Origin of the sequence: Microbacterium sp. C5A9, from assembly GCF_022627955.1 — a bacterium.
Lineage (GTDB): Bacteria > Actinomycetota > Actinomycetes > Actinomycetales > Microbacteriaceae > Microbacterium.
In genome coordinates this window covers 1-25677 of the sequence record NZ_JABXGD010000003.1, presented here as the reverse complement: position 1 = coordinate 25677, position 25677 = coordinate 1, and the positions used below count along the sequence as shown (strand labels likewise).

24 protein-coding genes are annotated in these 25677 nt (G+C 69.8%); 21 read left to right on the top strand and 3 right to left on the bottom strand.

Going from position 1 to position 25677, the window contains the following annotated elements; genetic code table 11:
• Positions 1 to 68: 68 nt before the first annotated feature.
• From HWD99_RS06755 to HWD99_RS06720, 8 genes are read left to right on the top strand one after another with little or no spacing between them, the layout of a single operon-like run.
• Positions 69 to 1082: a metal ABC transporter solute-binding protein, Zn/Mn family gene (locus HWD99_RS06755; RefSeq protein WP_241795468.1), complete on the top strand. Its 1014-nt coding sequence runs from the start codon at positions 69 to 71 to the stop codon at positions 1080 to 1082.
• Positions 1079 to 1954 carry a metal ABC transporter ATP-binding protein gene (locus HWD99_RS06750; protein ID WP_374205454.1) on the top strand — a complete coding sequence of 292 codons (876 nt, stop codon included), beginning with the start codon at positions 1079 to 1081 and terminating at the stop codon, positions 1952 to 1954. The genes HWD99_RS06755 and HWD99_RS06750 overlap by 4 nt, the downstream gene beginning before the upstream one ends.
• A complete protein-coding gene (locus HWD99_RS06745) occupies positions 1951 to 2829 on the top strand; it encodes a metal ABC transporter permease (RefSeq protein ID WP_241795467.1) in 879 nt (292 codons plus the stop codon). Before HWD99_RS06750 ends, HWD99_RS06745 begins: the two co-directional genes overlap by 4 nt.
• Before the next feature lie 44 nt (positions 2830 to 2873).
• The gene (locus HWD99_RS06740) at positions 2874 to 3290 is read left to right on the top strand and encodes a Fur family transcriptional regulator (protein WP_194762277.1); all 417 of its coding nucleotides are present in this window, start codon (positions 2874 to 2876) and stop codon (positions 3288 to 3290) included.
• The gene (locus tag HWD99_RS06735) at positions 3287 to 4333 is read left to right on the top strand and encodes a permease (RefSeq protein ID WP_241795466.1); all 1047 of its coding nucleotides are present in this window, start codon (positions 3287 to 3289) and stop codon (positions 4331 to 4333) included. Before HWD99_RS06740 ends, HWD99_RS06735 begins: the two co-directional genes overlap by 4 nt.
• Positions 4326 to 5144, top strand: coding sequence for a TIGR03943 family protein (locus HWD99_RS06730; protein WP_241795465.1), 819 nt, complete (start codon positions 4326 to 4328; stop codon positions 5142 to 5144). The genes HWD99_RS06735 and HWD99_RS06730 overlap by 8 nt, the downstream gene beginning before the upstream one ends.
• Entirely contained in the window at positions 5134 to 6897 is a 1764-nt protein-coding gene (locus HWD99_RS06725) for an Ig-like domain-containing protein (protein ID WP_241795464.1), read from the top strand. The genes HWD99_RS06730 and HWD99_RS06725 overlap by 11 nt, the downstream gene beginning before the upstream one ends.
• 5 nt (positions 6898 to 6902) lie before the next feature.
• On the top strand, positions 6903 to 7613 hold the full coding sequence (locus HWD99_RS06720; protein ID WP_241795463.1) for a DNA-3-methyladenine glycosylase: 711 nt from the start codon (positions 6903 to 6905) through the stop codon (positions 7611 to 7613).
• A gap of 42 nt (positions 7614 to 7655) precedes the next feature.
• Here the strand turns inward: HWD99_RS06720 and HWD99_RS06715 are convergent, their stop codons facing one another.
• Positions 7656 to 8666 (bottom strand): LacI family DNA-binding transcriptional regulator, encoded by a 1011-nt coding sequence (locus tag HWD99_RS06715; protein WP_241795462.1) that lies wholly within the window; start codon positions 8664 to 8666, stop codon positions 7656 to 7658.
• A gap of 140 nt (positions 8667 to 8806) precedes the next feature.
• On the opposite strand from HWD99_RS06715, the gene HWD99_RS06710 reads away from it, so the two are divergent.
• The 9 genes from HWD99_RS06710 (at position 8807) to HWD99_RS06670 (ending at position 18270) form a co-directional block, all read left to right on the top strand.
• On the top strand, positions 8807 to 10819 hold the full coding sequence (locus HWD99_RS06710; protein ID WP_241795461.1) for a beta-galactosidase: 2013 nt from the start codon (positions 8807 to 8809) through the stop codon (positions 10817 to 10819).
• A complete protein-coding gene (locus HWD99_RS06705; protein WP_241795460.1) occupies positions 10816 to 11745 on the top strand; it encodes a carbohydrate ABC transporter permease in 930 nt (309 codons plus the stop codon). Before HWD99_RS06710 ends, HWD99_RS06705 begins: the two co-directional genes overlap by 4 nt.
• Positions 11746 to 11750: 5 nt before the next feature.
• The gene (locus HWD99_RS06700) at positions 11751 to 12650 is read left to right on the top strand and encodes a carbohydrate ABC transporter permease (protein ID WP_374205455.1); all 900 of its coding nucleotides are present in this window, start codon (positions 11751 to 11753) and stop codon (positions 12648 to 12650) included.
• A 99-nt stretch (positions 12651 to 12749) separates the two neighbouring features.
• Positions 12750 to 14075 (top strand): ABC transporter substrate-binding protein, encoded by a 1326-nt coding sequence (locus HWD99_RS06695; RefSeq protein WP_241795458.1) that lies wholly within the window; start codon positions 12750 to 12752, stop codon positions 14073 to 14075.
• Between the two features lie 78 nt (positions 14076 to 14153).
• A complete protein-coding gene (locus HWD99_RS06690; RefSeq protein WP_241795457.1) occupies positions 14154 to 16271 on the top strand; it encodes an alpha-galactosidase in 2118 nt (705 codons plus the stop codon).
• Between the two features lie 147 nt (positions 16272 to 16418).
• The gene (rpmB, locus tag HWD99_RS06685; RefSeq protein WP_017203559.1) at positions 16419 to 16655 is read left to right on the top strand and encodes a 50S ribosomal protein L28; all 237 of its coding nucleotides are present in this window, start codon (positions 16419 to 16421) and stop codon (positions 16653 to 16655) included.
• Complete coding sequence (gene rpmG / locus HWD99_RS06680) at positions 16655 to 16825, top strand: 50S ribosomal protein L33 (protein ID WP_045257250.1); 171 nt, start codon at positions 16655 to 16657, stop codon at positions 16823 to 16825. Before rpmB ends, rpmG begins: the two co-directional genes overlap by 1 nt.
• A gap of 3 nt (positions 16826 to 16828) precedes the next feature.
• A complete protein-coding gene (rpsN, locus tag HWD99_RS06675; RefSeq protein ID WP_017829734.1) occupies positions 16829 to 17134 on the top strand; it encodes a 30S ribosomal protein S14 in 306 nt (101 codons plus the stop codon).
• Positions 17135 to 17442: 308 nt separating this feature from the next.
• A complete protein-coding gene (locus HWD99_RS06670; protein WP_241795456.1) occupies positions 17443 to 18270 on the top strand; it encodes an endonuclease domain-containing protein in 828 nt (275 codons plus the stop codon).
• A gap of 192 nt (positions 18271 to 18462) precedes the next feature.
• On the opposite strand, the gene HWD99_RS06665 is transcribed toward HWD99_RS06670, so the two are convergent.
• Complete coding sequence (locus HWD99_RS06665; protein ID WP_241795455.1) at positions 18463 to 19293, bottom strand: alpha/beta hydrolase; 831 nt, start codon at positions 19291 to 19293, stop codon at positions 18463 to 18465.
• Positions 19294 to 19458: 165 nt separating this feature from the next.
• Between HWD99_RS06665 and HWD99_RS06660 the strand changes: the two genes are divergently transcribed.
• From HWD99_RS06660 to HWD99_RS06650, 3 genes are all read left to right on the top strand, one after another.
• Positions 19459 to 20082, top strand: a complete 624-nt coding sequence (locus HWD99_RS06660; protein ID WP_241795454.1) for a TetR/AcrR family transcriptional regulator — start codon at positions 19459 to 19461, stop codon at positions 20080 to 20082.
• A 275-nt stretch (positions 20083 to 20357) separates the two neighbouring features.
• Positions 20358 to 20645 (top strand): HU family DNA-binding protein, encoded by a 288-nt coding sequence (locus HWD99_RS06655; RefSeq protein WP_050724056.1) that lies wholly within the window; start codon positions 20358 to 20360, stop codon positions 20643 to 20645.
• A 172-nt stretch (positions 20646 to 20817) separates the two neighbouring features.
• On the top strand, positions 20818 to 22839 hold the full coding sequence (locus tag HWD99_RS06650) for a cytochrome c oxidase assembly protein (protein WP_241795453.1): 2022 nt from the start codon (positions 20818 to 20820) through the stop codon (positions 22837 to 22839).
• A 38-nt stretch (positions 22840 to 22877) separates the two neighbouring features.
• On the opposite strand, the gene HWD99_RS06645 is transcribed toward HWD99_RS06650, so the two are convergent.
• Positions 22878 to 23951: a hypothetical protein gene (locus HWD99_RS06645; RefSeq protein ID WP_241795452.1), complete on the bottom strand. Its 1074-nt coding sequence runs from the start codon at positions 23949 to 23951 to the stop codon at positions 22878 to 22880.
• Between the two features lie 157 nt (positions 23952 to 24108).
• Here HWD99_RS06645 and HWD99_RS06640 point away from each other — a divergent pair, with 157 nt between their 5' ends.
• Positions 24109 to 25533: an ATP-dependent RecD-like DNA helicase gene (locus tag HWD99_RS06640; RefSeq protein ID WP_241795451.1), complete on the top strand. Its 1425-nt coding sequence runs from the start codon at positions 24109 to 24111 to the stop codon at positions 25531 to 25533.
• Positions 25534 to 25677: the final 144 nt, after the last annotated feature.

Genomic DNA, 25677 nt, shown 5'->3' with positions numbered 1-25677 from the left:
TCGAGCGAGCGCGGCGAGACGACATGTCCGATTTGATAATGGTTCTCATTAGCTCGTACACTGGAGCAATGAAGAAGCCCGTCCTCGCCCTCGCCGTCGTGTCCGCCGCCGCTCTCGCGCTCGCCGGATGCTCCTCGACTCCGGCCGCGGGGGAGGGCGATGCCGACGGCACGATCCAGGTCGTGGCGAGCACCAACGTCTACGGCTCGCTCGCCGCGCAGATCGGCGGCGACCGTGTCGACGTGCAGTCGATCATCACCTCGGCCTCGCAGGACCCGCACTCGTACGAGGCGTCCGCCCGCGACCGCCTGACCGTCAGGGACGCGGATCTCGTGATCGAGAACGGGGGCGGCTACGACGCGTTCATCGACACGCTGCTGCAGGATGCCGGCGACGTGCACGTGGTGACGGCCGTCGAGTCGTCGCACGACTACCCGGGCAACGAGGGCCACTCCGACGACGAGAGCGCCACCGAGGAAGACCACGCCGCAGACGAGGCGCACGACCACGAGCACGCCGACGGCGAAGAGGGCCACGAGGGCCACGACCACATCGAGGGCTTCAACGAGCACGTCTGGTTCGACCCGCACACGATGGTGCACGTGGTCGAGGCCATCGCCGACGAGCTCTCGGCGATCGACCCCGACGGCGCGGCCGACTTCACCGCCAACGCCGAGAAGATCACCGCAGACCTCGAGGGCTTCGAAGCCGACCTCGAGACGCTCAAGACGGATGCCGCCGGAGCGAAGGTCATCATCACCGAGCCGCTCCCCGGGTACATCGCCACGGCGGCCGGGCTCACCGACGTCACCCCCGAGGGCTTCGCCGAATCCGTCGAAGAGGGAACCGATGTCGCACCGGCGACGCTGCTCGCCACGCTGCAGGAGATCGAGGGCGGCGAGGTCACGGCCGTGCTCACCAACGCGCAGACGGGCGGCGCCGAGACGCAGCGTGTCGAGGACGCCGCGACGGACGCCGGCATCCCCGTCGTCGCGTTCACGGAGCTGCTCCCCGACGGATCGTCGTACTCTGAGTGGATGAGTGACGCGATCCAGAGCCTCGCCGACGCCCTCCAGTCGTGAGCGGGGCCGTTCCCCCGGCTCAGGAACCCACCGACGGCGGGCAGCGTCCCGACGGCAGTCGGCCCGTCCTCACCGTTCGCGGCGCCGCCCTCCGTCGCGGTGACCGTGAACTCTGGTCGGGCCTGGATCTGACGGTCGACCCCGGCGAGTTCATCGCCGTGCTCGGACCGTCCGGGTCGGGCAAGACCACACTGCTGCGCAGCATCCTGGGCCTGCAGCCGCTGTCTGCCGGATCGATCGAGGTCGACGGCGAGCCGGTGCGCAAGGGGAACCGGCGCATCGGCTACATCCCGCAGCAGCGTTCGCTCGCGCCCGACACGAGCATGCGCGCCCGCGACCTGGTGGCCCTCGGCGTGCAGGGCAGCCGGTTCGGCTTCCCGATCCCGCACCGCGGCGACCGTGCGAAGGTCGATCAGCTGCTCGCCTCGGTGGGAGCCGCCCACTATGCCGACCGCCGCGTGGGACTCCTCTCGGGCGGCGAGCAGCAGCGGCTCCGGGTCGGCCAGGCGCTCGCCGACGAGCCGTCGCTGCTGCTGTGCGACGAGCCGCTGTCGAACCTCGACCTCGCGAACCAGGTCGCCGTCACCGACATCATCGACCGCCAGCGCCGTGAGCGCCACGCGGCGGTGCTGTTCGTCACGCATGACGTGAACCCGATCCTGGGACGCGTCGACCGCATCCTGTACATCGCCGGCGGGCGCTTCGTGCTCGGCACCCCCGAAGAGGTGCTGCAGACGCGAGTCCTCACCGAGCTCTACGGAACCCCGGTGTTCGTGCTGCGGGCAGGCGACCGACTGGTCGTCGTCGGAGTGCCCGATGCCGAGCCCCACCACGAGCACGCGCACGACCACGACCACGGAGGAGCCGCATGAACCCGGTCACCGGAATCGTCGGCGCGGTCGACTGGAGCGACGTCTTCTCGTTCCAGGACTACGGCGAGCTGGTCGCCCTGCTCGCCAACTCGATCATCGCCGGCGCTGTGCTCGGCATCGTCGGCGGCCTGATCGGCGTCTTCGTGATGCAGCGTGATCTGGCGTTCGCCGTGCACGGGGTCAGTGAGCTGTCGTTCGCGGGCGCCGCAGCAGCGCTGCTGTTCGGCGGCAGCGTCGTGGTCGGATCGCTCGGCGGGGCGCTCGTCGCGGCGATCCTGATCGGAGTGCTCGGCGCCAAGGCGCGTGACCGCAACTCGATCGTCGGGGTGCTGATGCCCTTCGGTCTGGGCCTCGGCATCCTGTTCCTCTCGCTGTACGACGGGCGCAGCGCCAACCGGTTCAGCCTGCTGACCGGCCAGATCGTCTCGGTGTCGAGCCCCGACCTCGGCTGGCTGCTCGGCATCAGCCTCGTCGTGCTGCTCGGACTGCTGCTCATGTGGAACCCGCTGCGCTTCGACTCGCTCGACCCCGAGTCGGCCGCCGCCCGCGGCGTGCCCACCCGGGCGGTGAGCCTGCTGTTCATGGTGCTGCTCGGCCTGATCGTCGCGGTGAGCGTGCACATCATCGGCGCGCTGCTCGTGATGGCGCTGCTGGTCACGCCCGCGGCCGCGGCGATGCGAGTGACCGCAGGGCCCGTGGCCGTGCCGCTGCTCGCAGCGCTGTTCGGCTTCGTGTCGGCCGTCGGCGGCATCCTGCTCGCCCTCGCGGGCACGCTGCCGGTGAGCCCGTACATCACGACGCTGTCGTTCACCATCTACGTCGTGTGCTGGATCGTGCAGCGCGCACGCGGCGGAGTGCGCCGCGTGCGCGTCTGATCTTCCCAGGGCCTGACAAGGGCGACGCGCCTAGAATCGTCGGTATGGCTCAACGGAACACCTGGCAGCGCGAACGCGTGCGCGAAGCCCTCGCCGATGCGCGCGGCTTCGTCAGCGCGCAGAGTCTGCATGCCGCGCTCCGTGACGAGAACACCGGCATCGGCCTGGCCACCGTGTACCGCGCGCTCGCCGGACTCGCCTCGTCGGGAGACGCCGACTCGCTGCAGAGCCCTGAGGGTGAAGCCCTCTACCGTGCCTGCACGACGCAGGGCCACCACCACCACCTGATCTGCCGCAACTGCGGACTGACCGTCGAGATCGAGGCGACCGACGTCGAGCAGTGGGCGCACCGCACCGCGGCCCTGCACGGCTTCACGGATGCCGCGCACGTCGTCGACATCTTCGGACTGTGCGCCCCGTGCACGAACAAGCGCGACGCAGAAGAGGCAGCGAACGCGTGACCGCCCAGGCCACGACGCGGCCGGGCCATGCGCACGGTTCCCACCGCACGCCCGCTCGCCCGCCGCGCTCGCCGTGGATCGGCGTGGGCATCGGGGCCGCGATCGTCGCCGCGCTCTTCCTGATCGATCGGTTCCTGCCCACGCTGTTCACCGCGAGCCTGCCAGACAGGGCGCAGGACGGTCTCACCCTCGCCCTCAGCGTGCTCATCGAGGCGCTGCCGTTCGTGATCCTGGGCGTGCTGCTGTCGATCGTGGTGCAGGTGTGGCTGCCGGCCGACGTCATCCATCGCTGGCTGCCGAAGCGGGCGTGGGCCCGCCGTGCGGTGCTGTCGCTGCTGGGCATGCTGATCCCGGTGTGCGAGTGCGGCAACGTGCCGTTCGCCCGAGGTCTGATGATGCGCGGACTCGCTCCGGCCGAGGCGCTGACCTTCCTGATCGCGGCGCCGATCGTCAACCCGATCGTGATCCTCACCACGCACGCGGCGTTCGGCTTCGACGACGGCATCCTCGTCGCCCGTCTCATCGGCGGCTACCTGATCGCGAACCTGATCGGCTGGATCTACAGCCGTCACCCCTCGCCCGACTCCCTGCTCACGCAGCGGTTCATCGACACGTGCGATCGGGTCACCCACGAGCCGGGCACCCCGGTGCGCCGCAGTCTCACGCAGTTCCTCGTCGAGCTGCGCGCGGTCATGCCCGCACTGATCATCGGCTCGGCGCTGGCGGGCGCCGTGCAGGTGCTGATCCCGCGCGACCTCCTGCTGGCCATCGGCTCGAACCCCGTGCTGTCGATCGTGGCGATGATGGCCCTCGCGATGACCGTCGCGATCTGCTCGAACGTCGATGCGTTCTTCGCGCTGTCGTTCGCCTCGACGTTCTCGTCGGGGGCACTGGTCGCCTTCCTGCTCGTGGGACCCCTCGTCGACGTCAAGATGCTCGCCCTGATGCGCACGACCTTCACGACCCGCACGCTCGCGGGCATCGTGGGTGTGGTCGTGCTGGCGGCCTTCGTGATCGGGATCGGGGTGAACGTCCTTGTCTGACTCCTCGACGGCAGAGCGCTCGGCGCGCCGCCGCGCTGTCGGCAGCCGCTGGCTGGGCATCGGTCTCGCCACGGTCGTCGCCGTCGTGACCCTCGGCCTGGGCGTCACCGGCCGCCTCACGCTCTACATCAGCCCCGAGTCGGTGTGGTTCGCCTGCGCGGCGGCGGTGGTGACCCTCGCCGGAGCGATCTGGTCGTGCACGCTGCCCCTCGGCTCCGAAGGCGATCACGGGCATGACCACGGTCACGGCCATGATCACGGGGCGAGCCACGACACCGGCGAGCACGGGGATGCTCCGTCGGCGCGCCGTCGCACCCTGGCGCTCGCGGGCACCGTGACCGGAGGCGTCGTCGCCTCGGGCGTGGTCGTCGCGGCTCTCGTGCTGCCCCCCGCGTCGCTGTCGGTCGAGCTCGCGATGTCGCGCGTCGGGGAGCAGACCGCGCTCTTCGCGGGTGCCGACGACGTGACGCTCGGCGTCGCCGACACCGCCACGTTCGGCGTCGGCGACTGGGCCAGCGTCTTCGCCACGGCCACGAACACCTCGGCGTACGACGGCAAGACGGTCACGCTGACCGGGTTCGTCACGCCGACCGACGGCGACGGCGTGAACCTCACGCGCATGGTCATCACGCACTGCGTGATCGACGCGCAGCCGGCCACGGTGCCGGTCACGATCGATGCCGGTGAGTTCTCGACGGGCCAGTGGGTCGAGGTCGAGGGCACGGTCAAGGCGGATGCCGACGGCGCACTGCACGTCGACCCGACCTCGGTCACGGCGATCGACGAGCCCGGGGACCCGTATGAGTACTGACGACGAGCGTCCCGAGACGCCGGCCGTCCCCCGCACGCGCGCCGAGATGCGCGCTGCCCGCGAAGCGGCCGCAGCCCGGTCGTCGAGCGAGGTCGGCGGAGCCGACAATGATTCCCGGTCGTCGAGCGAGGTCGGCGGAGCCGACCGAGACGAAACGCGCTTCGTCCCGCGAGACCCCGCTCCGGAGTCGGACCCGCGTTTCGTCTCGCCTGCGGCTCGCTCAACGACCGAGGGGGAGCCGGCTTCCCCCCGGTCGTTGAGCGAGGACGGCGGAGCCGACCGAGACGAAACGCACTCCGTTCCGCAAGACCCCGCTCCCGAGTCGGACCCGCATCTCGTCCCACCGGCGGCTCGCTCGACGACCGCTGGTGAGCCCGCTGCTCCCCGCGACCGCCGGTTCATCCTCGCGCTCGGCGCGGTGCTCGGCATCCTCGTGCTGGTCGGCGCGGGCCTCGGGGTGGTCAGCCTCACGCAGGGGCCCCGCATCACCGAGGTGCAGGTCGATCCGGCGCAGGCGATCGAGTCGTCGGGCAGCCGCATGATCCTCACGGCCAATCAGTCGCTCACGGCGATCGACGAGTCTCAGGTCACGGTCGAGCCCGCGGTGCCGTTCACGCTCGATGCGGCGGGCCGCGGCATCGGCATCCGCTTCACGGTCCCGCTCGACGACGACACGAAGTACACCGTGAGCATCGCCGACGTGCAGGGCGCGGGGGGAGGTCCGTCGGCGACGCTGACCCAGGCCTTCACGACTCCCGCGTCGAACATCTTCCTGCTGCGGCGCGACGTCGACGGTGAGGACTCGATCTTCCGCACCGACCTCACGGGCGAGAAGGCCGTGGCGGTGTTCTCCGCCGACAAGATCAACGACTTCCGGGCGACGTCGACGCAGCTCGTCGTCTCGATCGAGGAGGACGACGGCTCGAAGCTGCTCGTCATGAACCGCGACGGCTCCGAGCAGCGTGAGCTGACGCTGCCCGGCGAGGGGTATGTCGGTGCGATCCAGGTCTCGGAGCGCGGCGGCTACGTCGGCTACAGCTACTCCGACAAGGAGCTCAGCGACACCGAGGGGCGCGCGAGCGTGCTCGTCACCCAGTCGCTCAGCGGCGATGACGAGCCCGTGATCACCGAGGTCGGCGGCACGGAGGCGAACATCTTCGTCTGGCAGTTCGTGCCCGACAGCGCCGCCGTGCTGTTCATCGACTTCGACGGCGCCCTGTCGCTGGTCGACCGGTCGACGGATGCCGGTGTGCAGTCCCTCGGACTCGCGACGACCATCCAGGGAATCAGCCGCGGCACGTACACGGCGATCGTCGAGCGCCTCGACGGCTCGGTCGTCGAACTCAACCTCGCCGACGGATCGGAGCAGCCCCTCGCGGCATCGTCGCCCGACTACGGCACAGCCACCACGATCACGCCGTTCCCCGGCGGGACCCTGCGCCACGTCGTCGCGCGCAACGAGAGCGGCGTCCCGAACGGCCAGGCGATCATCAAGGTCAATGACGAGGGGGCGGCGACGCCCCTGGTCGAGGTCGGTTCGACCGATTCGATCCTGCAGGCGTGCGCCTCGCCCAGCGGCCAGTACGCGGCGGTCGTGATCGCGCCCGATCTCGCGGACAACCCGTACGACCAGATGCTTCTCCCACTGCCCGAGAACATGGAGATGCATCTGATCGATCTGCGCACCGGCGACGAGCTGGTCGCGCTCACCGGGTTCGACGCGTCATGGTGCCAGACGGCGCCGCAGTTCTAGACGCCATGTCGACGGATGCGCTGCACCGCGCCACCCGTGCCGAGCTCAGCGGCCTGGCCGTCGATGTCGCTCCTCTGCTGCTCGGGGCCGAGCTGCGCACGGTCGTGCCGGACTCCGGGGGCCTCGCCTCCGAGGTGCGCCTGCGGCTGACCGAGGTCGAGGCGTATCACGGGCACGGCACAGGACCGCTGGCCGATCCGGGTTCGCACGCGCGGATGGGCCGCACGGCGCGCAACGCGACGATGTGGGGCGAGCCGGGGCACCTGTACGTGTACCTGAGCCACGGCATCCATTCGTGCGTGAACGTCGTCTGCGGGCCCGAAGGGCAGGCCGGCGGAATCCTGATGCGCGCGGGGGAGGTCGTCGGCGGGCTGGATGCGGTGGCGGTGCGCCGCGGTGCCACGCCGCCTCTCCGGGCGACGGCGGTGCGCGATCTGGCCCGCGGGCCGGGCCGATTCGGTCAGGCCTCGGGGCTGCGGCATCCGATCCACGACGGGATCGACGCGGTCGCCGGCGAGGAGTTCGCGGGAGCGCGCGCCGAGCTGTGGCTGCGGGACGACCCGGTGCGCGATGTCGCGACCGGGCCGAGGGTCGGTGTCGCCGGCGTCGCCGGAACCGAGGCTTTCCCGTGGCGGTTCTGGATCGCGGGCGACCCGACGGTGTCGCCGTTCCGCTGGGGCAGGGGCGCCCAGGCGGCATCCGTCGAGGGTGCCTGAGACACGCGAGCCTCGCCGGTCCGAGCGCTCAGCGGCACTCCCTCAGGCCGAGTCCCTCCAGACGACGGGCGTCGGCAGCATGATGCCCTCGCGCGGGCGCTGATCGTCGCGCAGCTGTGCGAGCACCGATGCCGCGGCAGCGGCCCCGAGCCCCTGCGCGGGCTGGTCGACGGTCGACAGCTGCGGCGTCGTGCGGGTGGCCCAGCTGCTGTTGTCGAAGCCGACCACGCCCACGTCCTCGGGCACGCGTCGCCCCGCTTCGCGCAGGGCCCACATGGCGCCCGCGGCGACGGCATCCGATGCGGCGAACACCCCGTCGATGTCGGGCACGCGCTCGAGCAGACGAGCCATCGCCGCGGCACCGTCGGCGTACGAGTAGAGCGGCACCTCTTCGACGAGGGTCTGATCGAAGGCGGTGCCGAGGGCCTCGGTGAACCCGGCGAGTCGGTCGGTGCCCGAATCGCGGTCGAGGGCGGCGGCGATCATGCCGACCCTGGTGCGGCCGGTCGCGAGCAGACGCTCGGTCACGGCGCGCGCGGCCCCGCGGTTGTCGACGCCGACCCAGGCGGCATCGACCTCGGGCGGGTGGCCGACGTAGGCGACGGGCAGGTCGAGGCGCATGACGGCCTTGGTGATGGGGTCCTGTGCGCGGGCGGAGACGATCACGGCCCCGTCGACGAATCCGCCGTTGAGGTAGCGCGCCACGCGCTCGGTGTCGCGATCCGAGTCCACCACCAGGCACACCATCTGGTAGTCGGCCTCCGAGAGGGTCTCGTTCGTCCCCAGCATGATCGCGCCGATGTTCGGGTCCTCAAGGAACAGCGCGTGCGGCTCGTGCACGATGAACGCGATGGCCTGCGTGCGCTGACGCACGAGGTTCTGCGCGGCGGTGTTCGGCACGTATCCGACCTCGCGGATCGCCTCTTCGATGGCGGTGCGCGCGGCATCCGAGACGTAGCCGCCGTTGATGACGCGGCTGACGGTTCCGCGCGACACACCGGCCACGCGCGCCACGTCGTGCACGGTGCTGCGACGGCGGGTGGAGGAGCTCACGGTCGACAGCATATCGGCCCCGACTTGACGACCGTCTCCGCGACATGCGACGATGTGTGCACGTTCACAGAAAACCCGATCGCTGTTCTCACGCCGCGAGCTGTGCACGTGCACACATGATCCGCAAAGGAGCGCCTCGCATGGCCGCCGCAGTGTCCGACCGCATCGCCACCCTCTCCGCAGGTGGCGGCCTCGTCTTCGGATGCGACTACAACCCCGAGCAGTGGGACCGCAGCGTCTGGCCGGAGGATGTGCGGCTCATGCAGCAGGCGGGCGTCGGCCTCGTGGCGATCAACATCTTCGGCTGGTCGTCGATCAATCCCTCGCGCGGGGTGTGGGACTTCTCGGCGCTCGACGAGATCATCGGCCTGCTGCACGCAGCGGGGATCCGCATCAATCTCGGCACCGGCACGGCGTCGCCGGCCCCGTGGCTCACCGCCGCGCACCCCGAGATCCTGCCCGTGGGCGAAGACGGCACCGTCTTCCACCCCGGCGGACGCCAGGCGTACTGCCCGAGCTCGCCGATCTTCCGCGACTACGCGGCCGAGGTCGTGACCCGTGTGGTCGAGCGCTACGGCGACCACCCCGCCGTGTCGCTGTGGCACGTGTCGAACGAGCTCGGCTGCCACAACGCGCTCTGCTACTGCACCACCAGCGCCGCGGCGTTCCGCGGGTGGCTGCGCGAGCGCTACGACGACGACCTCGACGCGCTGAACAGGGCCTGGGGCACGACCTTCTGGAGCCAGCGCTACAGCTCGTTCGACGACATCGACGTGCCGGCACAGGCGCTGTCGCTGCGCAACCCGGGTCAGATCCTCGACTTCCACCGCTTCAGCTCCGACGAGCAGCTCGCGCTCTACCGTGCCGAGGCGGCGATCCTGCGCGAGCGCAGTGACGTGCCCGTCACCACCAACTTCATGGTCACCGCCCACATCCGCAATCTCGACTACTGGACGTGGGCCGGCGACATGGACGTGATCGCCAACGACCACTACCTCGACCGCCGCCTCGACGACCCCCGTGGCGAGCTGTCGTTCGCCGCGGACCTCACGCGCGGCCTCGCGGGCGGTGCGCCCTGGCTGCTCATGGAGACCTCGACCGGCGCGGTGAACTGGCAGCCCTACAACCTGGCCAAGGCGCCGGGCGAGCTGCGACGCAACATCGCCGCGCACGTCGCCCGCGGCGCCGACGGCATCTGCTTCTTCCAGTGGCGCGCGTCGACGCAGGGGGCCGAGAAGTACCACACGGCCCTCGTCCCGCACGCCGGCGAGGATTCCGACCAGTGGCGCGAGGTCGTCGAGCTCGGCGGGCTGCTCGATCGGCTCGGCGAGGTCGCCGGCACCCGCGTCGAGGCCGACGCCGCCGTGCTCTTCTCGTGGGAGAGCTGGTGGGCGATCGAGAACGAGGGGCGCCCGAGCGAGGGCGTCACGTATCTCGGGCAGCTGCACGCCGCGCACGCCGCGCTGAGCGACGCGGGCATCACGACCGACGTCGTGCGCCCCGGCGCCGATCTCGACGGCTACCGCCTCATCGTCGTGCCGGCGCTGCACCTGATCACCGACGACGAGGCCGCCGTCATCGCCAGGGCGGTCGAGAACGGCGCGGTCGCGCTGATCACCTTCCAGAGCGGCATCGTCGACGAGCAGGACCGCGTGCGCACCGGCGGCTACCCCGGGGCGTTCCGCGATCTGCTCGGCATCCGCTCCGAGGAGTTCGCTCCGCTCGTGCCTGGTCAGACCGTCGCGCTCACCGACGGCAGCACGGCGTCGGTGTGGAGCGAGCGCTTCAAGACCACGGATGCCGAGGTCGTCGCGGCGTTCGCCGACGGCCCCGCGGCGGGCGGTCCCGCCCTCACCCGCCGCACGGCCGGAGCGGGCGAGGCCTGGTTCCTCGCGACGCAGCCCTCGCGCGACGACTACCGCGCCCTGATCGCGCGCCTCGCCGAGACCGCCGGGGTCGCACCGATCCCCGGGGCGACCCGCGAGATCGAGATCGTGCGTCGCTCGAACGGCACCGACAGCTATCTGTTCGTCATCAACCACGGCGACTCCGACGCCGAGATCTCCCTCGTCGGCCACGATCTCGTGACCGACGCGCCTGCCACCGGTCTCGTGCCGGCGGGGGCCGTCCGCATCATCAAGGAGGATGTATGACCACCACGCTCGCCGCCCCGGCGGTCGGCTCGGCGAAGTCCGCGCCCGGTCGCCGCCGCCGCATCCCGCACAAGGGCGCCATCGCGTTCCTGCTCGTGCCCTTCGGTGTGCTGTTCGCGCTGTTCTACGTGGTGCCCATCGCCTACGCGTTCTGGCAGTCGCTGCTGGTCGTGCGGCGCGACGGCACCTTCGGCAAGGCCGAGGAGGTGTTCGGCGGCCTCACCCAGTACGTGCTCGTGTTCCAGAACGAGGCGTTCTGGAGCTCGATGGGGCGGATGCTGATGTTCGGCGTCGTGCAGGTGCCGGTCATGCTGGGCCTGGCCCTGGTGTTCGCCCTGCTGCTCGACTCGCCCCTCGTGCGGGGCAAGCGCTTCTTCCGTCTCGCGTTCTTCGTGCCGTACGCGGTGCCGGGCGTCATCGCCGCGATCATGTGGGGCTCGCTCTTCTCGCCGAACCTGTCGCCGTTCACCGCGATCACGAAGAACATCGACTTCCTCGGCGCCGACCTCGTGCTCTGGTCGATCGCGAACGTCGTGACCTGGGTCTACGTCGGCTACAACATGCTCATCATCTACTCGGCGCTGCTCTCCATCCCGCAGGAGCTGTATGAGGCGGCCCGCCTCGACGGCGCGAGCCAGTGGCGCATCGCCTGGTCGATCAAGATCCCCCTGGTGCGTCCCGCGATCGTGATGACCGCGATCTTCTCGATCATCGGCACCCTGCAGCTACTCGCCGAGCCCCAGGTGTTCCGCTCCTTCAGCTCGGCGGTCACCAGCACGTTCACTCCGAACATGACGGTCTACGCCACGGCATCCATCCCGAACACGAACCTCGCGGCCGCGTTCTCGGTCGTGCTCGCCGTGACGACCTTCGTGCTGTCGTTCGGATTCATGAAGTACATGCAGCGCAAGGAGCAGAACGCATGAGCACCATGTCGATCGTCGCCCCGGGTCGCGCGCAGAAGCGCGGCACCGCCACGGGCGGAAGGGCCGCTCGCGAATCGGGCATCTCGCGCACCGCCGCGATGCTGATCATGGCCGTGTTCACGGTCTACTTCCTGCTGCCGCTGTGGTGGCTGCTCGTCGCCTCCAGCAAGGAGACCGGCGACATCCTGACGACCGCCCCGCTGTGGTTCGCCGACTTCCACCTGCTCGACAACATCGCCGAGCTGTTCACCTACCGTGACGGCATCTACCTGCGGTGGCTGCTGAACTCCGTGCTCTACGCCGCGCTGGGCGGGGCGATCGCCACGCTACTCGCCGCCATGGCCGGATACGCGCTGGCGAAGTACCGCTTCCCCGGCCGCGACCTGATGTTCGACATCGTGCTCGGCGGCGTGCTCGTGCCGGCGACCGCCCTCGCGCTGCCGCTGTTCCTGATCTTCAGCCAGGCGCAGCTGACCAACACGTTCTGGTCGGTCTTCCTGCCCTCGATCGTCAGCCCGTTCGGGGTCTACCTGGCGCGCATCTTCGCCAGCTCCTCGGTGCCGGACGAGCTGCTCGAGGCCAGCCGCCTGGACGGCGCGGGCGAGATCAGGACGTTCTTCACCGTCAGCATCCGCCTGATGACCCCGGCGCTCGTGACGATGTTCCTGTTCCAGTTCGTCGCCATCTGGAACAACTTCTTCCTGCCGATGATCATGCTGCGCAGCGAAGAGCTCTTCCCGGTGGTCTTCGGTCTCTACAACTGGAACAACCAGCTCAACCAGCTGCCCGAGCTCCGCGGTCTCGTGCTGATCGGCGCTCTGCTGTCGGTCATCCCGCTGATCGTCACCTTCCTCCTGCTCCAGCGCTTCTGGCGCAACGGACTGGGCGCCGGCGCCCTGAAGTGAGCAGGCCGCCGCGCGGCCCGACCGCGCGGCATCGCACCACCCGCACCACCCGCATCACCTCACCCACAGCACCACATCGCATCCATGAAAGGGATCGAAATGCATTCGAAGAAGAAGGCAGCGGCCGTCATCGCCATCTCGGCGTTCGCGCTCGCAGGCTGCTCCGCCGGCGGCGGAGACAGCACCGGCGGCGATGCAGCCGCCGCATGCACCCCGGCTGACGGAGACGTCACGCTCGAGTTCACCTCCTGGATCCCCGGCATCGAAGACGTCGTGAAGATCTGGAACGACGCCAACCCCGAGATCCAGGTGAAGGTGCAGACCGGCCCGAACGGCAACGGCGGCACGTACCAGAACTTCTTCAACCAGATCAAGGCGGGCGACGCCCCCGACCTCGGTCAGATCGAGTACGACGCCCTGCCGAACTTCCTCGTGCAGGACGGCGTCGAAGACCTCAGCGCGTGCGAGGACGTCGTCGCCGCTGAGGACCAGTTCGTCGACTGGGCCTGGGGTCAGGTCACGCTCGGCACCGACAGCGTCTACGGCATCCCGCAGGACACCGGCCCCATGGCCCTGTTCTACCGCGCCGACCTGTTCGAGCAGAACGGCATCGCCATCCCCACCACGTGGGACGAGTACCGTGAGGCCGCCGTGAAGATCCGCGAGCTCGGCGGGTACATCACCAACTTCTCGCAGTCCGACATCAACCAGTTCGCCGGCTTCGCCTGGCAGGACGGCGCGCAGTGGTTCTCGAGCGACGACGCCGGATGGACCGTGACCCTCGACGACGACGCCACGACCACGGTCGCCGAGTTCTGGCAGGGCATGCTCGACGACGACCTCGTCGCGACGGTTCCCGCGTGGACGGACGAGTGGAACAACGCGTACAACTCGGGCGAGGTCTGGACCTGGAACTCCGCCGTCTGGGGTGCGAACTCCATCTCGAGCGGCGCGCCGGACACCGCGGGCAACTGGGCCGTCGCGCCCCTGCCGCAGTGGGAGGCCGGAGCGACGGCCGCCGGGAACTGGGGAGGATCGTCGACCGCCGTGCTCAAGGGCAGCGAGCACGTCTACGAGGCGACCAAGTTCGCGCTGTGGCTCAACACGTCGGATGAGGCGCTGACCGCGCTCGCCGAGGCCGCCAACCTCTACCCGGCCACCACCGACGGTCTGACCCTGCCGGTGTACGCCGAGGGCGTCGATTTCTACGGCGGCCAGAAGATCTACGACGTGTTCGCCGAGGCGGCCACGCAGGTCTCGCCCGACTTCGCGTGGGGCCCGACCATGACGCAGACCTACGCCGACGTCTCCGACGGCTTCAAGGCCGCGGTCAGCGGCAGCGGCACCCTGCTCGACGCGATCGAGAAGGGTCAGACGTCGACCGTCGACGCGCTCAAGGCGGCGTCGATCCCCGTCGCCGAGTAACGCCCGGCATCGACTGCATCACCTGCGAGGCCCACCCGTATGCTCACGGGTGGGCCTCCCTTCTCGTCTGGAGCGGCAATGAGCGAACTCGTCCACCTGACCTCGGCCGGCGTGAGCGTCGTCGTCGACACCGACCGTGCGCGCCTGCTGCACTGGGGCGCCGAGCTCGCCGATGCCGACGTCGAGGCGCTGCGCGCGTCGTCGACCGGGTCGGTCACGTTCAGCTCGTTCGATGCGCCGCGGATCTTCCCGCTGCTCGCCGTCGAAGCCGACGGATGGTCGGGTGCGCCGGCGCTCGCCTGGCACCGAGGGGGGCTGCACAGCGCACCCCTGCTGCGGTCTGTCGGGTGGGAGTCCACACCGTCGACGCTGCGGGGGCGGTTCGAGGATGCCGCGGCGGGCGCCACGGTCGTGCTCGACCTCACCCTGGACGCCGAGGGTGTGCTGACGGCGCAGGTCTCGGTGATGAGCACCGTCGACGGCGACCCGCTCGACCTCCTGGCGGCGCGAGTGCTGCTGCCGATCCCCGCCCACGCGACCGAGGTGCTCGACCACACCGGACGCTGGACCGGTGAGCGCCACCCGCAGCGCGGACCGCTGCGCCACGGCGCGCACCTGCGCCAGGTGCGGCGCGGACGCGGGGGCCATGACGCCCCGTACCTCACGGTCGTCGGCACCGACGGGTTCGGCTTCCGCCGCGGCGAGGTCTGGACCGCGCACGTCGCATGGAGCGGCGACCTCGAGGTGGGCGTCGAACGTCTTCCCGAGGGCGCGGGCGTGCACGGGGCGGTGCTCGGCGGCGGCGAGCTGCTGATGCCGGGAGAGATCCGACTCGGCGCAGGAGAGACGTACATCTCTCCGCTCGTCTACCTGGCATACGGCGAGAGCGGGCTGGATGCCGTCTCGGCGCGTCTGCACCGCACCGCCCGGGCGCTGCCCGGCCACCCCTCGACTCCCCGCCCCCTCGTGCTGAACACCTGGGAGGCGGTGTACTTCGACCACGATCCGGCGAAGATCCGCGCGCTGGCCGAGGCCGGAGCATCCGTCGGCGTCGAGCGCTTCGTGCTCGACGACGGCTGGTTCACCGGTCGCCCCGACGACAGGTCGGGACTCGGCGACTGGTTCATCGACCGCGAGAAGTGGCCCGATGGGCTGCGCCCGCTCGCCGACCACGTGCACGGCCTCGGCATGGGGTTCGGGCTGTGGTTCGAGCCCGAGATGGTGAACCCGGTGTCCGAGCTCGCGCGACAGCATCCGGACTGGATCCTGCAGGCGTCGGCGTATTCGGCGACCTGGCGGCACCAGAAGGTGCTCGACCTCACGAATCCGGATGCCGCGGCCTTCGTGCTCGAGCGCATCAGCGCGCTCGTGACCGAGGTCGGCATCGACTTCATCAAGTGGGACCACAACCGCGATCTGCACGCCGCGGTCTCCCCGCGCACGGGGCGAGCGTCGGTGCACGCGCAGACCGCCGCGTTCTACGCGATGCTCGATGCCCTGCGCGATCGCCATCCGTCGCTCGAGATCGAGTCGTGCGCCAGCGGAGGCGCCCGCGTCGACCTGGGTGTGCTCCGCCGCACGCAGCGCGTGTGGGCCTCGGACTCGAACGACCCGGTGGAGCGTCAGCGCATCCAGCGATGGACGGGCACGCTCGTGCCGCCCGAGGTCGTCGGCTCGCATGTGGGCCCGGCGATCGCCGAGACCACGCATCGCGCGGCATCCCTGCCGTTCCGCATGACCACGGCCCTGTTCGGCCACGCCGGCATCGAATGGGACATCACCCTGTGCACCGACGAGGAGCGCGCGGCGCTGTCGCGGTGGACGGCCCTCTACCGCGAGCTGCGGCCGCTGCTGCACGGCGGCGTCACGGTGCGCTCCGACGAGGTCGACGACGAGACGCTGCTGCACGGGGTCGTCGCGCCCGACGGGTCGCGTGGTGTGTTCGCCTGGGTGCGCCTGGGCACATCGGTCGACGGGTTCACGCCCCGCACGCGCATCCCGGGGCTGATCGCGGGGGAGCGGTACCGCCTGCGTGTACGGGAGGACCTCGGTCGGGTGTCGCGGCACCAGGTCGCCGATCCCGGTTGGGTGGAGAGCGGCATCGAGGCGTCGGGGGCCTTCCTCGAGCGCGTCGGGGTGCCGCTGCCGCTGCTTGCACCCGGGGCCGCACTGCTGGTCGACGCGGTTCGGGTCTGAGTCCTCCGCATGCTAGACTGACTCTTTGTCTGCGCACACTCCTGTGCGCAGTTCGCGTGCTGTTCGGTCCTGAGGGGCGGAGCAGCGTGCAGACAAGGGATCTTGGGTGAGGCCGTCCGGCCTCACGGTATAGAAGGAGTCACCATCATGGCAGCAGTGTGCCAGGTGACCGGAGCTGTTCCCGGCTTCGGTCACAACGTCTCGCACTCGCACCGCCGGACGAAGCGTCGCTTCGACCCGAACGTGCAGAAGAAGACCTATTTCGTCCCGTCGCTCGGTCGTAAGATCACGCTCAACGTGTCCGCCAAGGGCATCAAGGTGATCGATGTCCGCGGCATCGAGAACGTGGTCAAGGACCTCCAGGCGAAGGGTGTGAAGCTCTAATGGCCAAGAAGGCTCAGGACATCCGTCCGATCATCAAGCTGCGTTCGACGGCAGGTACGGGCTACACGTACGTGACCAAGAAGAACCGCCGCAACACCCCCGACCGCCTCGTGCTCAAGAAGTACGACCCGGTCATCCGTCAGCACGTCGAATTCCGAGAGGAGCGTTGATCAATGGCTAAGAAGAGCAAGATCGCTCGCAACGAGCAGCGCAAGGTCATCGTCGAGCGTTACGCAGAGCGTCGCGCCGAGCTGAAGAAGACCCTCGTCGACCCGAACGCCACCGACGAGGCCCGCGAGGCCGCACGCGTCGGCCTGCAGAAGCTGCCGCGCAACGCGTCGCCGGCTCGCGTGCGTTCGCGCGACGTCATCGACGGCCGCCCCCGCGGTGTCCTCACGAAGTTCGGCATCTCGCGTGTCCGCTTCCGTGACATGGCACACCGTGGCGAGCTGCCCGGTGTCACCAAGTCGAGCTGGTAAGTCCCAGCAGCAAGGGCGAGGATCTTCGGATCCTCGCCCTTTCGCGTACCCGGGGGTGTGGGGGCGTGGGGCGGTGCCTTCGTGTGGGGTGCTGTCTCCGTGTGGGGCGGCCTTCTCGGCGTAGGGCGGCCATTCCCGCGTGACTTCTCCGCCCATCAGGGAGTTCACCGCCTGACAGGGTGTCCTCCGCCCATCAGGGTGTTCTCCGACCGAAGGGTTCTCCTGCACGGGATGCGGATGCGCCCGCGGATGCACAGGCGTCGGCTCAGCGGAGGTCGTGACCCTCGTGCGCTCGGCATCATCGGTGGATGGATGTCGAAGGGATGCTCACCGCGAGGCAGGGTGTCGCGCGAGTCGCGACGCTGCGCCGCCTGGGGGTGACGGAGCACGCGCTTCGGTCGGCCGTTCGAAGCGGCCGTGTGATGTCGGCGTGCCGAGGGTGGGTGGCGCTGCGCGGCGCCGACCCGATGCTCGTCGCGGCGGCCAGGAAGGGTGTCGTGCTGAGTTGCGTGACGCTCGCCGCGCGACGCGACCTGTGGGTGACCGCTGCCGCCGAGGCGCATGTCGCGGCGCCGACCAACTCGGGGCATGCGCGGTCGGTTCGCGGCGTCGTCCATTGGAGCCGGCCGATCTTCCCACGGGACCCCGATGTGCTGGAGGACTCGATCGAGAACGCGCTGATCCTCGTCGCGCGGTGTCTGCCGCACGAGGATGCTCTCGCGACGTGGGAATCGGCGTTGCGCACGAAGGTCGTCGACCCCGATGTGCTCGCGCGGGCCGACTTGCCTGCGGCGGCGCGGGAGCTGCTGGCTGAGGCCCGCCCCTTCGCGGATTCGGGAACGGAGACGATCTTCCGCACAAGACTCCGCTGGCTGGATGTCGCTCTCACGCCGCAGGTCTGGATTCTCGGTCATCGCGTGGACCTCCTCATCGGCGAGCGTCTGGTCGTGCAGATCGACGGCGGTCACCATGTCGGAGTGCAGCGGAACAGCGACATCGCTCATGGCGCCGAGCTGACTCTCCGCGGTTATCACGTGATCCGCGTCGGCTACGACCAGGTGATGAATCAGTGGGGAGCTGTGCAGAACGTCATCCTCGCGGCGATCGCGCAGCGCCTCCACCTGGCTGAGCGATGAACACCGTGTCGGGCGGCCATCTCCGTGTCGGGCGGCCCGCCGCGCCCGTACCCTCCGCCCGACGCGGAGTTCTCCGCCGGAAGGGGGTGCGGGCGTCGGGTGGATATGGGCGGGTGCGGGTGCGGGTGCGGGTGCGGTGCGGGTGGTGCGGGTGAGAGGGGGCGCGTGTGTGGGCGTGGGGCGCCTGCCGCATCAGGCGACGGGCGCGGCGGAGGAGTGCGCCACAGCCCAGGAGAGTGCGTAGTCGGCGATCTCCTCCCAGCCGTCCTGGCTGACGAGGCGGTGGGTGCGCCCCGCGTACTCCTTGCGCTCCACGATGGCGGGGCTGCCGGTCGAGCGGTACTTCTTCTCGATCGCGCGGACGATGGTCGGCGGCACCACGTGGTCGATCTCACCGGCGATCAGCAGCAGCGGTGCGCGATCGGCCCGTGCGTAGTCGACGTGCGTGACGCCGCCCTTCTCGTTGAGCACCGAGGTCACACCCTCGAAGAACACACGGTTGTACGAGTTCACGGCGTACTCCTCCCACAGGGCGTCGGATGCCGCGCGCGACAGGTCGTTGCCGAACGTGAAGTGGAAGTGGCGCTTCGACAGCGGCTTGGCGCCGTTGCGGCCGAACGGGTTCGACAGGATCGGCGTTCCGGTCCAGAGGGTCGAGAGGGGGAGCGCGGTGACGCCGGCAGTCTGACCGGGTGCCACGCCGACGTAGGCGGAGCCGAGACCGCGGTCGGCGAGCATCTGGGTGAGCACCCCGCCGAACGAGTGGCCCATGATGATCGGCTTCACGGGCAGTTCGCGGATGATGCGCTCGTAGTTGTCGGCGATCTGCGCCAGACCGATGCCCTCGAGTGCCGACGGGGCGCGGCGGATGTCCTCGACCGAGCGGTCATCGATGCCGGGCCACCCGGGGACGATCACCTCGTGGCCCTGGGCGCGGAAGTGCTCGGCCCACGTGTTCCAGCTCTGGGGGGTCATCCAGAGTCCGTGGATGAGGACGATCGGGGTCTTGTCGGTGCTGGTCATTGTCTCTTCTCCGTTTTCTGCCCCCGCCCTGTGCGGGTGCGTTACGCTGATAGTAGACCGAACGTTCTATCTACCACAACCTATTCCCGAAAGACGAAGATCCTCCGAAACGAGAGCACGTGGTTCGCATCACGCGATGCGGATGACACGATGAGAGGGAACACCATGGACACCACGACTCAGACCACGCCTTCTGCGATCCCGCCCGCCGCTCCCTCCGCGAAGCGGCCGAGCGCCGCTCGCACCCGGCTCATCGACAGCGCGACCCGGCTCTTCTACGAGGAGGGCATCCATGCGGTCGGCGTCGATCGCATCATCGACGAGGCCGAGGTCACGAGGGCCACTCTCTACAAGCAGTTCGGCGGCAAGGAGAACCTGGTCCTCGCGTATCTCCGCAACGAAGACGAGATGCTCCGTGCGATGTTCGCCGAGGCCGGGGCGGCGGTCACCGAGCCGGCGCGCCTCGTCGACGCGGTGATCGGCGGCATCGCGGCGGACATCCGTCTGCGGCACACGCGCGGATGCCCGTTCATCAACGCGGCCGCCGAGTATCCGGATGCCGAGGGCGCCGTGCGGCGGCTGATCGACGAGCACCGCGAGTGGTTCCGCTCGACGCTGCGCGCGGTCGCCGAGGGGGCGGGACTGGAGAACCCCGACGAGGCCGCGGCATCCCTCGTCCTGCTCCGCGATGCGGCCCTGGTCGGCGGATACCTCGACGGCGAGGGGCGGGTCAGCCCCGCGTTCGAGCGCACGGCGCGGGCCGTGATCTCCGCGCATCGGCCCCTCTGATCGGTGCTGATCGGGCCTGATCCGCGCCTCTCAGGGCCCGGGGGAGCTGTTCCTGGGCCCGGATCGGGGGTTTCTCCCGGTGACGTCAGGGCCGCCTCAGACGCCACTTTCGTCACATCTGCACCACGACACGCCCAGTAATAGCCCAAAACCCGCGAAATGACGCGGAAATGTCAGTGAGCGTTGGTACATTCGAGGCGGTCACTCGACCAACGGAGGGCAGTCGCCCTCCGCACCACAACGATGCGACGGTATCCTCGTCGCTGGAGGATGACATGGCTGACAAGTCCATCACCAAGACCGAGCTCGTCGCGAGCATCGCTTCCGCCACCGGCCAGAGCCAGGCCACCGTCTCGGGTGTCCTCGACGCGCTGTTCTCCTCGGTCTCCGACGCTGTTGCCAAGGGCAGCAAGGTCTCGATCCCGGGCTGGATCTCGTTCGAGCAGGTCGCGACCGCAGCTCGCACGGGCCGCAACCCGCAGACCGGCGCCGAGATCAAGATCCCGGCCGGCAAGCGCGTCAAGGTGACCGCCGGTTCCAAGCTCAAGGCTGCCGTCAAGTAAGACCGCACCTCTTCGAAGGCCGCTCCCGATGCGTCGGGGGCGGCCTTCGTGCGTCCGCCCCACGCGCGTCCGCCCCTCGTGTGCGGGTCCGCCGACCGCAGTCCCGCCGTCCGCCGACCGCAGTCCCGCGCAGACGGGCGAGCGGTCAGCCGTCGCGGCTTAGGCTTGGGGGGTGACCTCCCGCGCCGTCCAGACCCGCACGAGCCCCGCGTATCGCGTGGTCGGCCTCGCGATCCTGGTGGGCGCCGGGCTGATCGGGGCGATCGCCGCCCTCGCCCTCGGCGGTGGTGCGGCACCTCTTCTGCTGGGTGACCCGGGCCCCGTCGTGCGCTGGGCGATCCCGGTCGTCAAGCTGGCCATGAACATCTCCGCGGCGGCGATGCTCGGTTCGCTCGTCCTGGCGCTCTTCGCGCTGCGCAGCGAGCAGAAGTCGTTCGACACCGCGCTGAACACGGCCTCGATCGCGGCGGCGATCTTCACGGTGACCGCCGGCGTCAGCGCCTTCCTCGCCCTGGTCGCGGCGTTCAACCCGAAGGTCAGCGCGGATCGGCAGTTCGGCGAGCAGCTCGGCTTCTTCCTGCTGCAGACCGCGCTCGGTCAGTCCTGGCTGATCACGACGATCATGGGATCCGTCATCACGGTGCTCGCGTTCGCCTGGCGCACCTGGACGCCGACGCTGATCACGGCGCTGCTCGCCGCGGCATCCTTCCTCCCCCTCGCGACGCAGGGCCACTCGGGTGATCTGGCGGGGCACACCGTCGCCGTGAATTCGATCCTGCTGCACACCATCGGCGCCGCGGTCTGGCTCGGCGGACTGATGCTCGTGGTCATCCTGCGCGACCGCTCCGGCGTCGGCACGGCTGCGCTCGTCAGCCGCTACTCGAGCCTGGCGATCGCGGCGTTCGCGGTCGTCGCGGTCTCGGGCCTCGCCCGCTCGGTGGTCGCTCTCGGCGACGTCACGGAGCTGCTGACGCCGTACGGCGGCATCCTGATCGCGAAGGCGGTGCTGCTCGTCGCCATGGGCCTGCTCGGCGCCTGGTACCGCATCCGTCTGATCCCGCGGCTCGACGGAGCGAACGCGGCGCGCTGGTTCTGGATGCTGGTGCTGTGCGAGGTCGCGTTGATGGGCCTCGCCTCGGGTGCGGCGGCCGCCCTCGCTCGCACGCCCCCGCCCACCGGTGAGGAGGCCGCGTTCGTGCAGACGCCGGCCGAGAACCTCACCCGCTCGCCGCTGCCGCCCGAGTTCACGATCGACCGCTGGTTCACCAGCTGGGACATCGACATCCTCTGGCTGGTGGCCGCCGGCTTCGGGCTCTTCCTCTACCTGGCCGGCGCGCGTCGACTCCGCCGGCGCGGCGACCGCTGGCCGATCCACCGCACGGTGTTCTGGGTGCTCGGCATGCTGCTGCTCGTGTGGGTGACGTGCGGTCCGATCAACGCGTACCAGGAGTACCTCTTCAGCGTGCACATGCTCGGGCACATGATGCTGTCGATGGCGATCCCGCTGCTGCTCGTGTCGGGTGCGCCGATCACCCTGGCGCTCCGCGCCATCCACAAGCGCGACGACGGCACCCGCGGCGGCCGCGAGTGGATCATGTGGGCGGTGCACTCGCCGTTCGCGAAGGTGGTCACGCATCCGTTCGTCGCCGCGGGCATCTTCATCCTGTCGCTGTGGGCCTTCTACTTCACCGACCTGCTGCGCTGGTCGATGTACGAGCACCTGGGCCACGAGTGGATGGTCGCGCACTTCCTGATCTCGGGCTACCTGTTCGTGATGAGCCTGGTCGGTGCTGATCCGGTGCCGTACCGGCTGCCGTATCCCGGTCGGCTGATCACGTTGATCGCCGTCATGGCCATGCATGCGTTCTTCGGCATCGCGATGATGATGCAGGAGGGGCTGCTCGTCGCGGACTGGTTCGGCTCGATGGGTCGCACCTGGGGCCCCAACCCCATGGACGACCAGTACATCGGCGGTGGCATCGCGTGGTCGATCGGTGAGATCCCGACCCTGATCCTGGCGATCACGGTCGCGATCCAGTGGAGTCGCAGCGACACCAAGCTGCAGAAGCGCCGCGATCGGCACGCCGACCGCACCGGCGAGGCCGAGCTCGAGGAGTACAACGCCCAGCTCGCCGCTCTCGCCGAGCGCGACCGTCGGGCAGCCGAGCGCGAGGCCGAGCGCCAGGCACGCTGACCCGGGGCTCGGGTCGTCCCCTGCCGGTGGGGAGCGGGTCAGCCGGTCGGCGCCGCCTGCTCGGGGGAGCCGACGCGGATCGAGGCGGAGCCGTCGGGGAGGATCGTGACCGACCCGTTCACCTGGAAGGGCACGTCCTCGGCGATCGCCTGAACCCTGCCGTCGAACAGCGAGCGGATCTCGACCTCGACGTGCGCCACGGCATCCGTCGGCGGGATCTGCCAGTGTCCGCCGTCGGGGGCGACCGTGACCTTCGGCTGGGCCGCGATCGACCACTGGGGCAGCGATGCGAGCCGGTTCGACACCTCGAGTCCGAACGGGCACGCGGTCGGCTGCAACACCTCCTGCTCGGTGCACGCCAGGAGGAACTCCTCGACGCGCTCCTGCACGACGGCGACGAACTCGTCTGTGGGCTCGGTCTGCACGTCGACGGGCGTGGTCGCGAGAGGCGAGTCGGCGAGCACCCCGACACCCGGTGACGTCGAGATCGGGGTGTCGACGGTCACCGAGTACAGGCCCGGCGTGAAGACGAGCATCGGCAGCGGGTCGAGCGGGGCGGCGTCGATCCCCGCGACCGAGATCTGGCGGCGGTCGACCTCGAAGCCGTTGACGGCGAACCGGTCGGCGCCGCGGAGCGTGAGCTCCACGACGGCCAGCGGACTGGCCGTGAATCGCCAGTTCGGCGTGACCCCGGCCCAGCCGTCCTGCGCGACCGTGAAGGTGGTGGTGCCGGCGTTGCCTCCGGCTTTGTACGACACCGTCACTGCGGTCGCGTCGCCGTCGGGTTTCTCGGACACGACCTCGACGTCGGTGAGGGGCGCGAGGGCGGCGTGGCGCAGCATCGCCTCGGATGCCGTCGGCACGATGCCGGCGACCTCGAGCGTCTCGCGATCGACGGCGACGCCCGGAATCCGCAGGGCATCGGCCGCCCGGCCCTCGGACAGCAGGTCGAGATAGCGAACCACGAAGGCCGACGGGCCGTAGAACTGCTGATACAGCATCGCGCCGCCCGCGGCCAGCGCGGCCACGAGCAGGATGCCGACGACGGTCAGCATCGCGAGGTCGGCGACGAGCCGCGAGCGCCGGGGCGCTTTCGACTCGACTCGCTGCATGGCGTCAGTCTAGGAGTGCGGCCTGGGACGACGCCGAGCGCGTGGCGCACTGTGACGCCGCGCCACGTAGCATGGAGGCGCGCGTTTCCGCGCGCCCGCCGCCTCCTGCTCCGGCCGGCTCCTGCCGTGCTCCGCCGCCTTCCCGTCTGAGAGAACCGTGTCGCTTCCCGCCCTGTCCGATGAACAGCACGAGCTGTTCCGGCTGATCGAGGACACGAGTGAGCACGTCTTCATCACGGGTCGAGCGGGAACGGGCAAGTCGACGCTGCTGCAGTATTTCTCGTGGAACACGAAGAAGCAGATCGCGATCTGCGCCCCGACCGGCGTCGCCGCGCTCAACGTCGAGGGACAGACGATCCACTCGCTGTTCCGACTGCCCATCGGGCTGATCGGCGACTCCGACATCGACCAGAACGACAACACGCGCCGCATCCTCAACGCCATCGAGACCCTCGTGATCGACGAGATCTCGATGGTCAATGCCGACCTCATGGATGCGATCGACCGGTCGCTCCGCCAGGCGCGCGGCAAACGGGGCATCCCCTTCGGCGGCGTGCAGATCGTCATGTTCGGCGACCCGTACCAGCTCGCACCCGTTCCGCCTCGCGGTGACGAGCTGCGCTACGTCAAGGACCACTACCGCTCGTTCTGGTTCTTCGACGCCAAGGTGTGGGCGGGGCCGTGGAAGGATGCCGCGAACGAGGGCGGAGCATCGACGGGCGGGGCCGCTGAGCTGGGTGCCGGCGCGCAGGAGGACGACGGCCTGTTCGTGGTCGACACGCGGGCCGAGCTGCATGTGCGCGAGCTGGTGCACATCCACCGGCAGTCGGATGACGGATTCAAGGCCATGCTGAACGCCGTGCGCTACGGCCGGGTGACGGCCGAGATCGCCGGCGTGCTCAACACCCAGGGCGCGCGCACCCCTCCCGACCCCGAGCCCGGGGAGGTGCCGATGATCACACTCGCGACGCGCAACGACATCGTGAACAGCATCAACAGCAGGCACCTCGCCGCTCTGCCCGGCAAGGAGCAGACCGCGAAGGCCGAGGTGAGCGGGGAGTTCGGCCGGGGCGAGGCGTCGCTGCCCGCAGAACCCGAGCTCAAGCTCAAGATCGGCGCGCAGGTCATGTTCCTGCGCAACGACACCTCGATGTCGGGAGAGCCGCCGCGGTGGGTGAACGGCACGATCGGCACGGTCGTGCGGATCCTCGGCGAGACGGTGCGCGTCGAGATCGACGGGGACGAGGTCGACGTGGATCCGGCCGTCTGGGAGCGGTTCCGCTACTCGTACGAGCCGTCGACGAAGAAGCTCAGCCGTGACGTGGTCGCCGAGTTCACGCAGTTCCCGCTGCGGTTGGCGTGGGCGGTCACGATCCACAAGTCGCAGGGCAAGACCTACGACCGCGCGATCATCGACCTGGGTTCCGGTGCGTTCGCGCCCGGGCAGACCTATGTGGCGCTCTCGCGCCTGACGTCGATCGACGGCCTGTACCTGTCGCGCGCGCTGCGCCCGAGCGACATCCGCGTCGACGAGGACGTGCGGCGCTTTATGCGCGCCGCCTGGCTCGCCGCGCAGTCCTGACAGTCGTCGACCGAGGCCCGCGGAGCGGTCCGAGTCGGAACGTGGTGCGTTTCGGGGTCGGTTTGCGACGTTTCGTCTCAGTCGACTTCGTCGTCTTCGCTCTGTCACCGACACGCATCTGGCGGTGCGGGCGGGCCCGCGCGG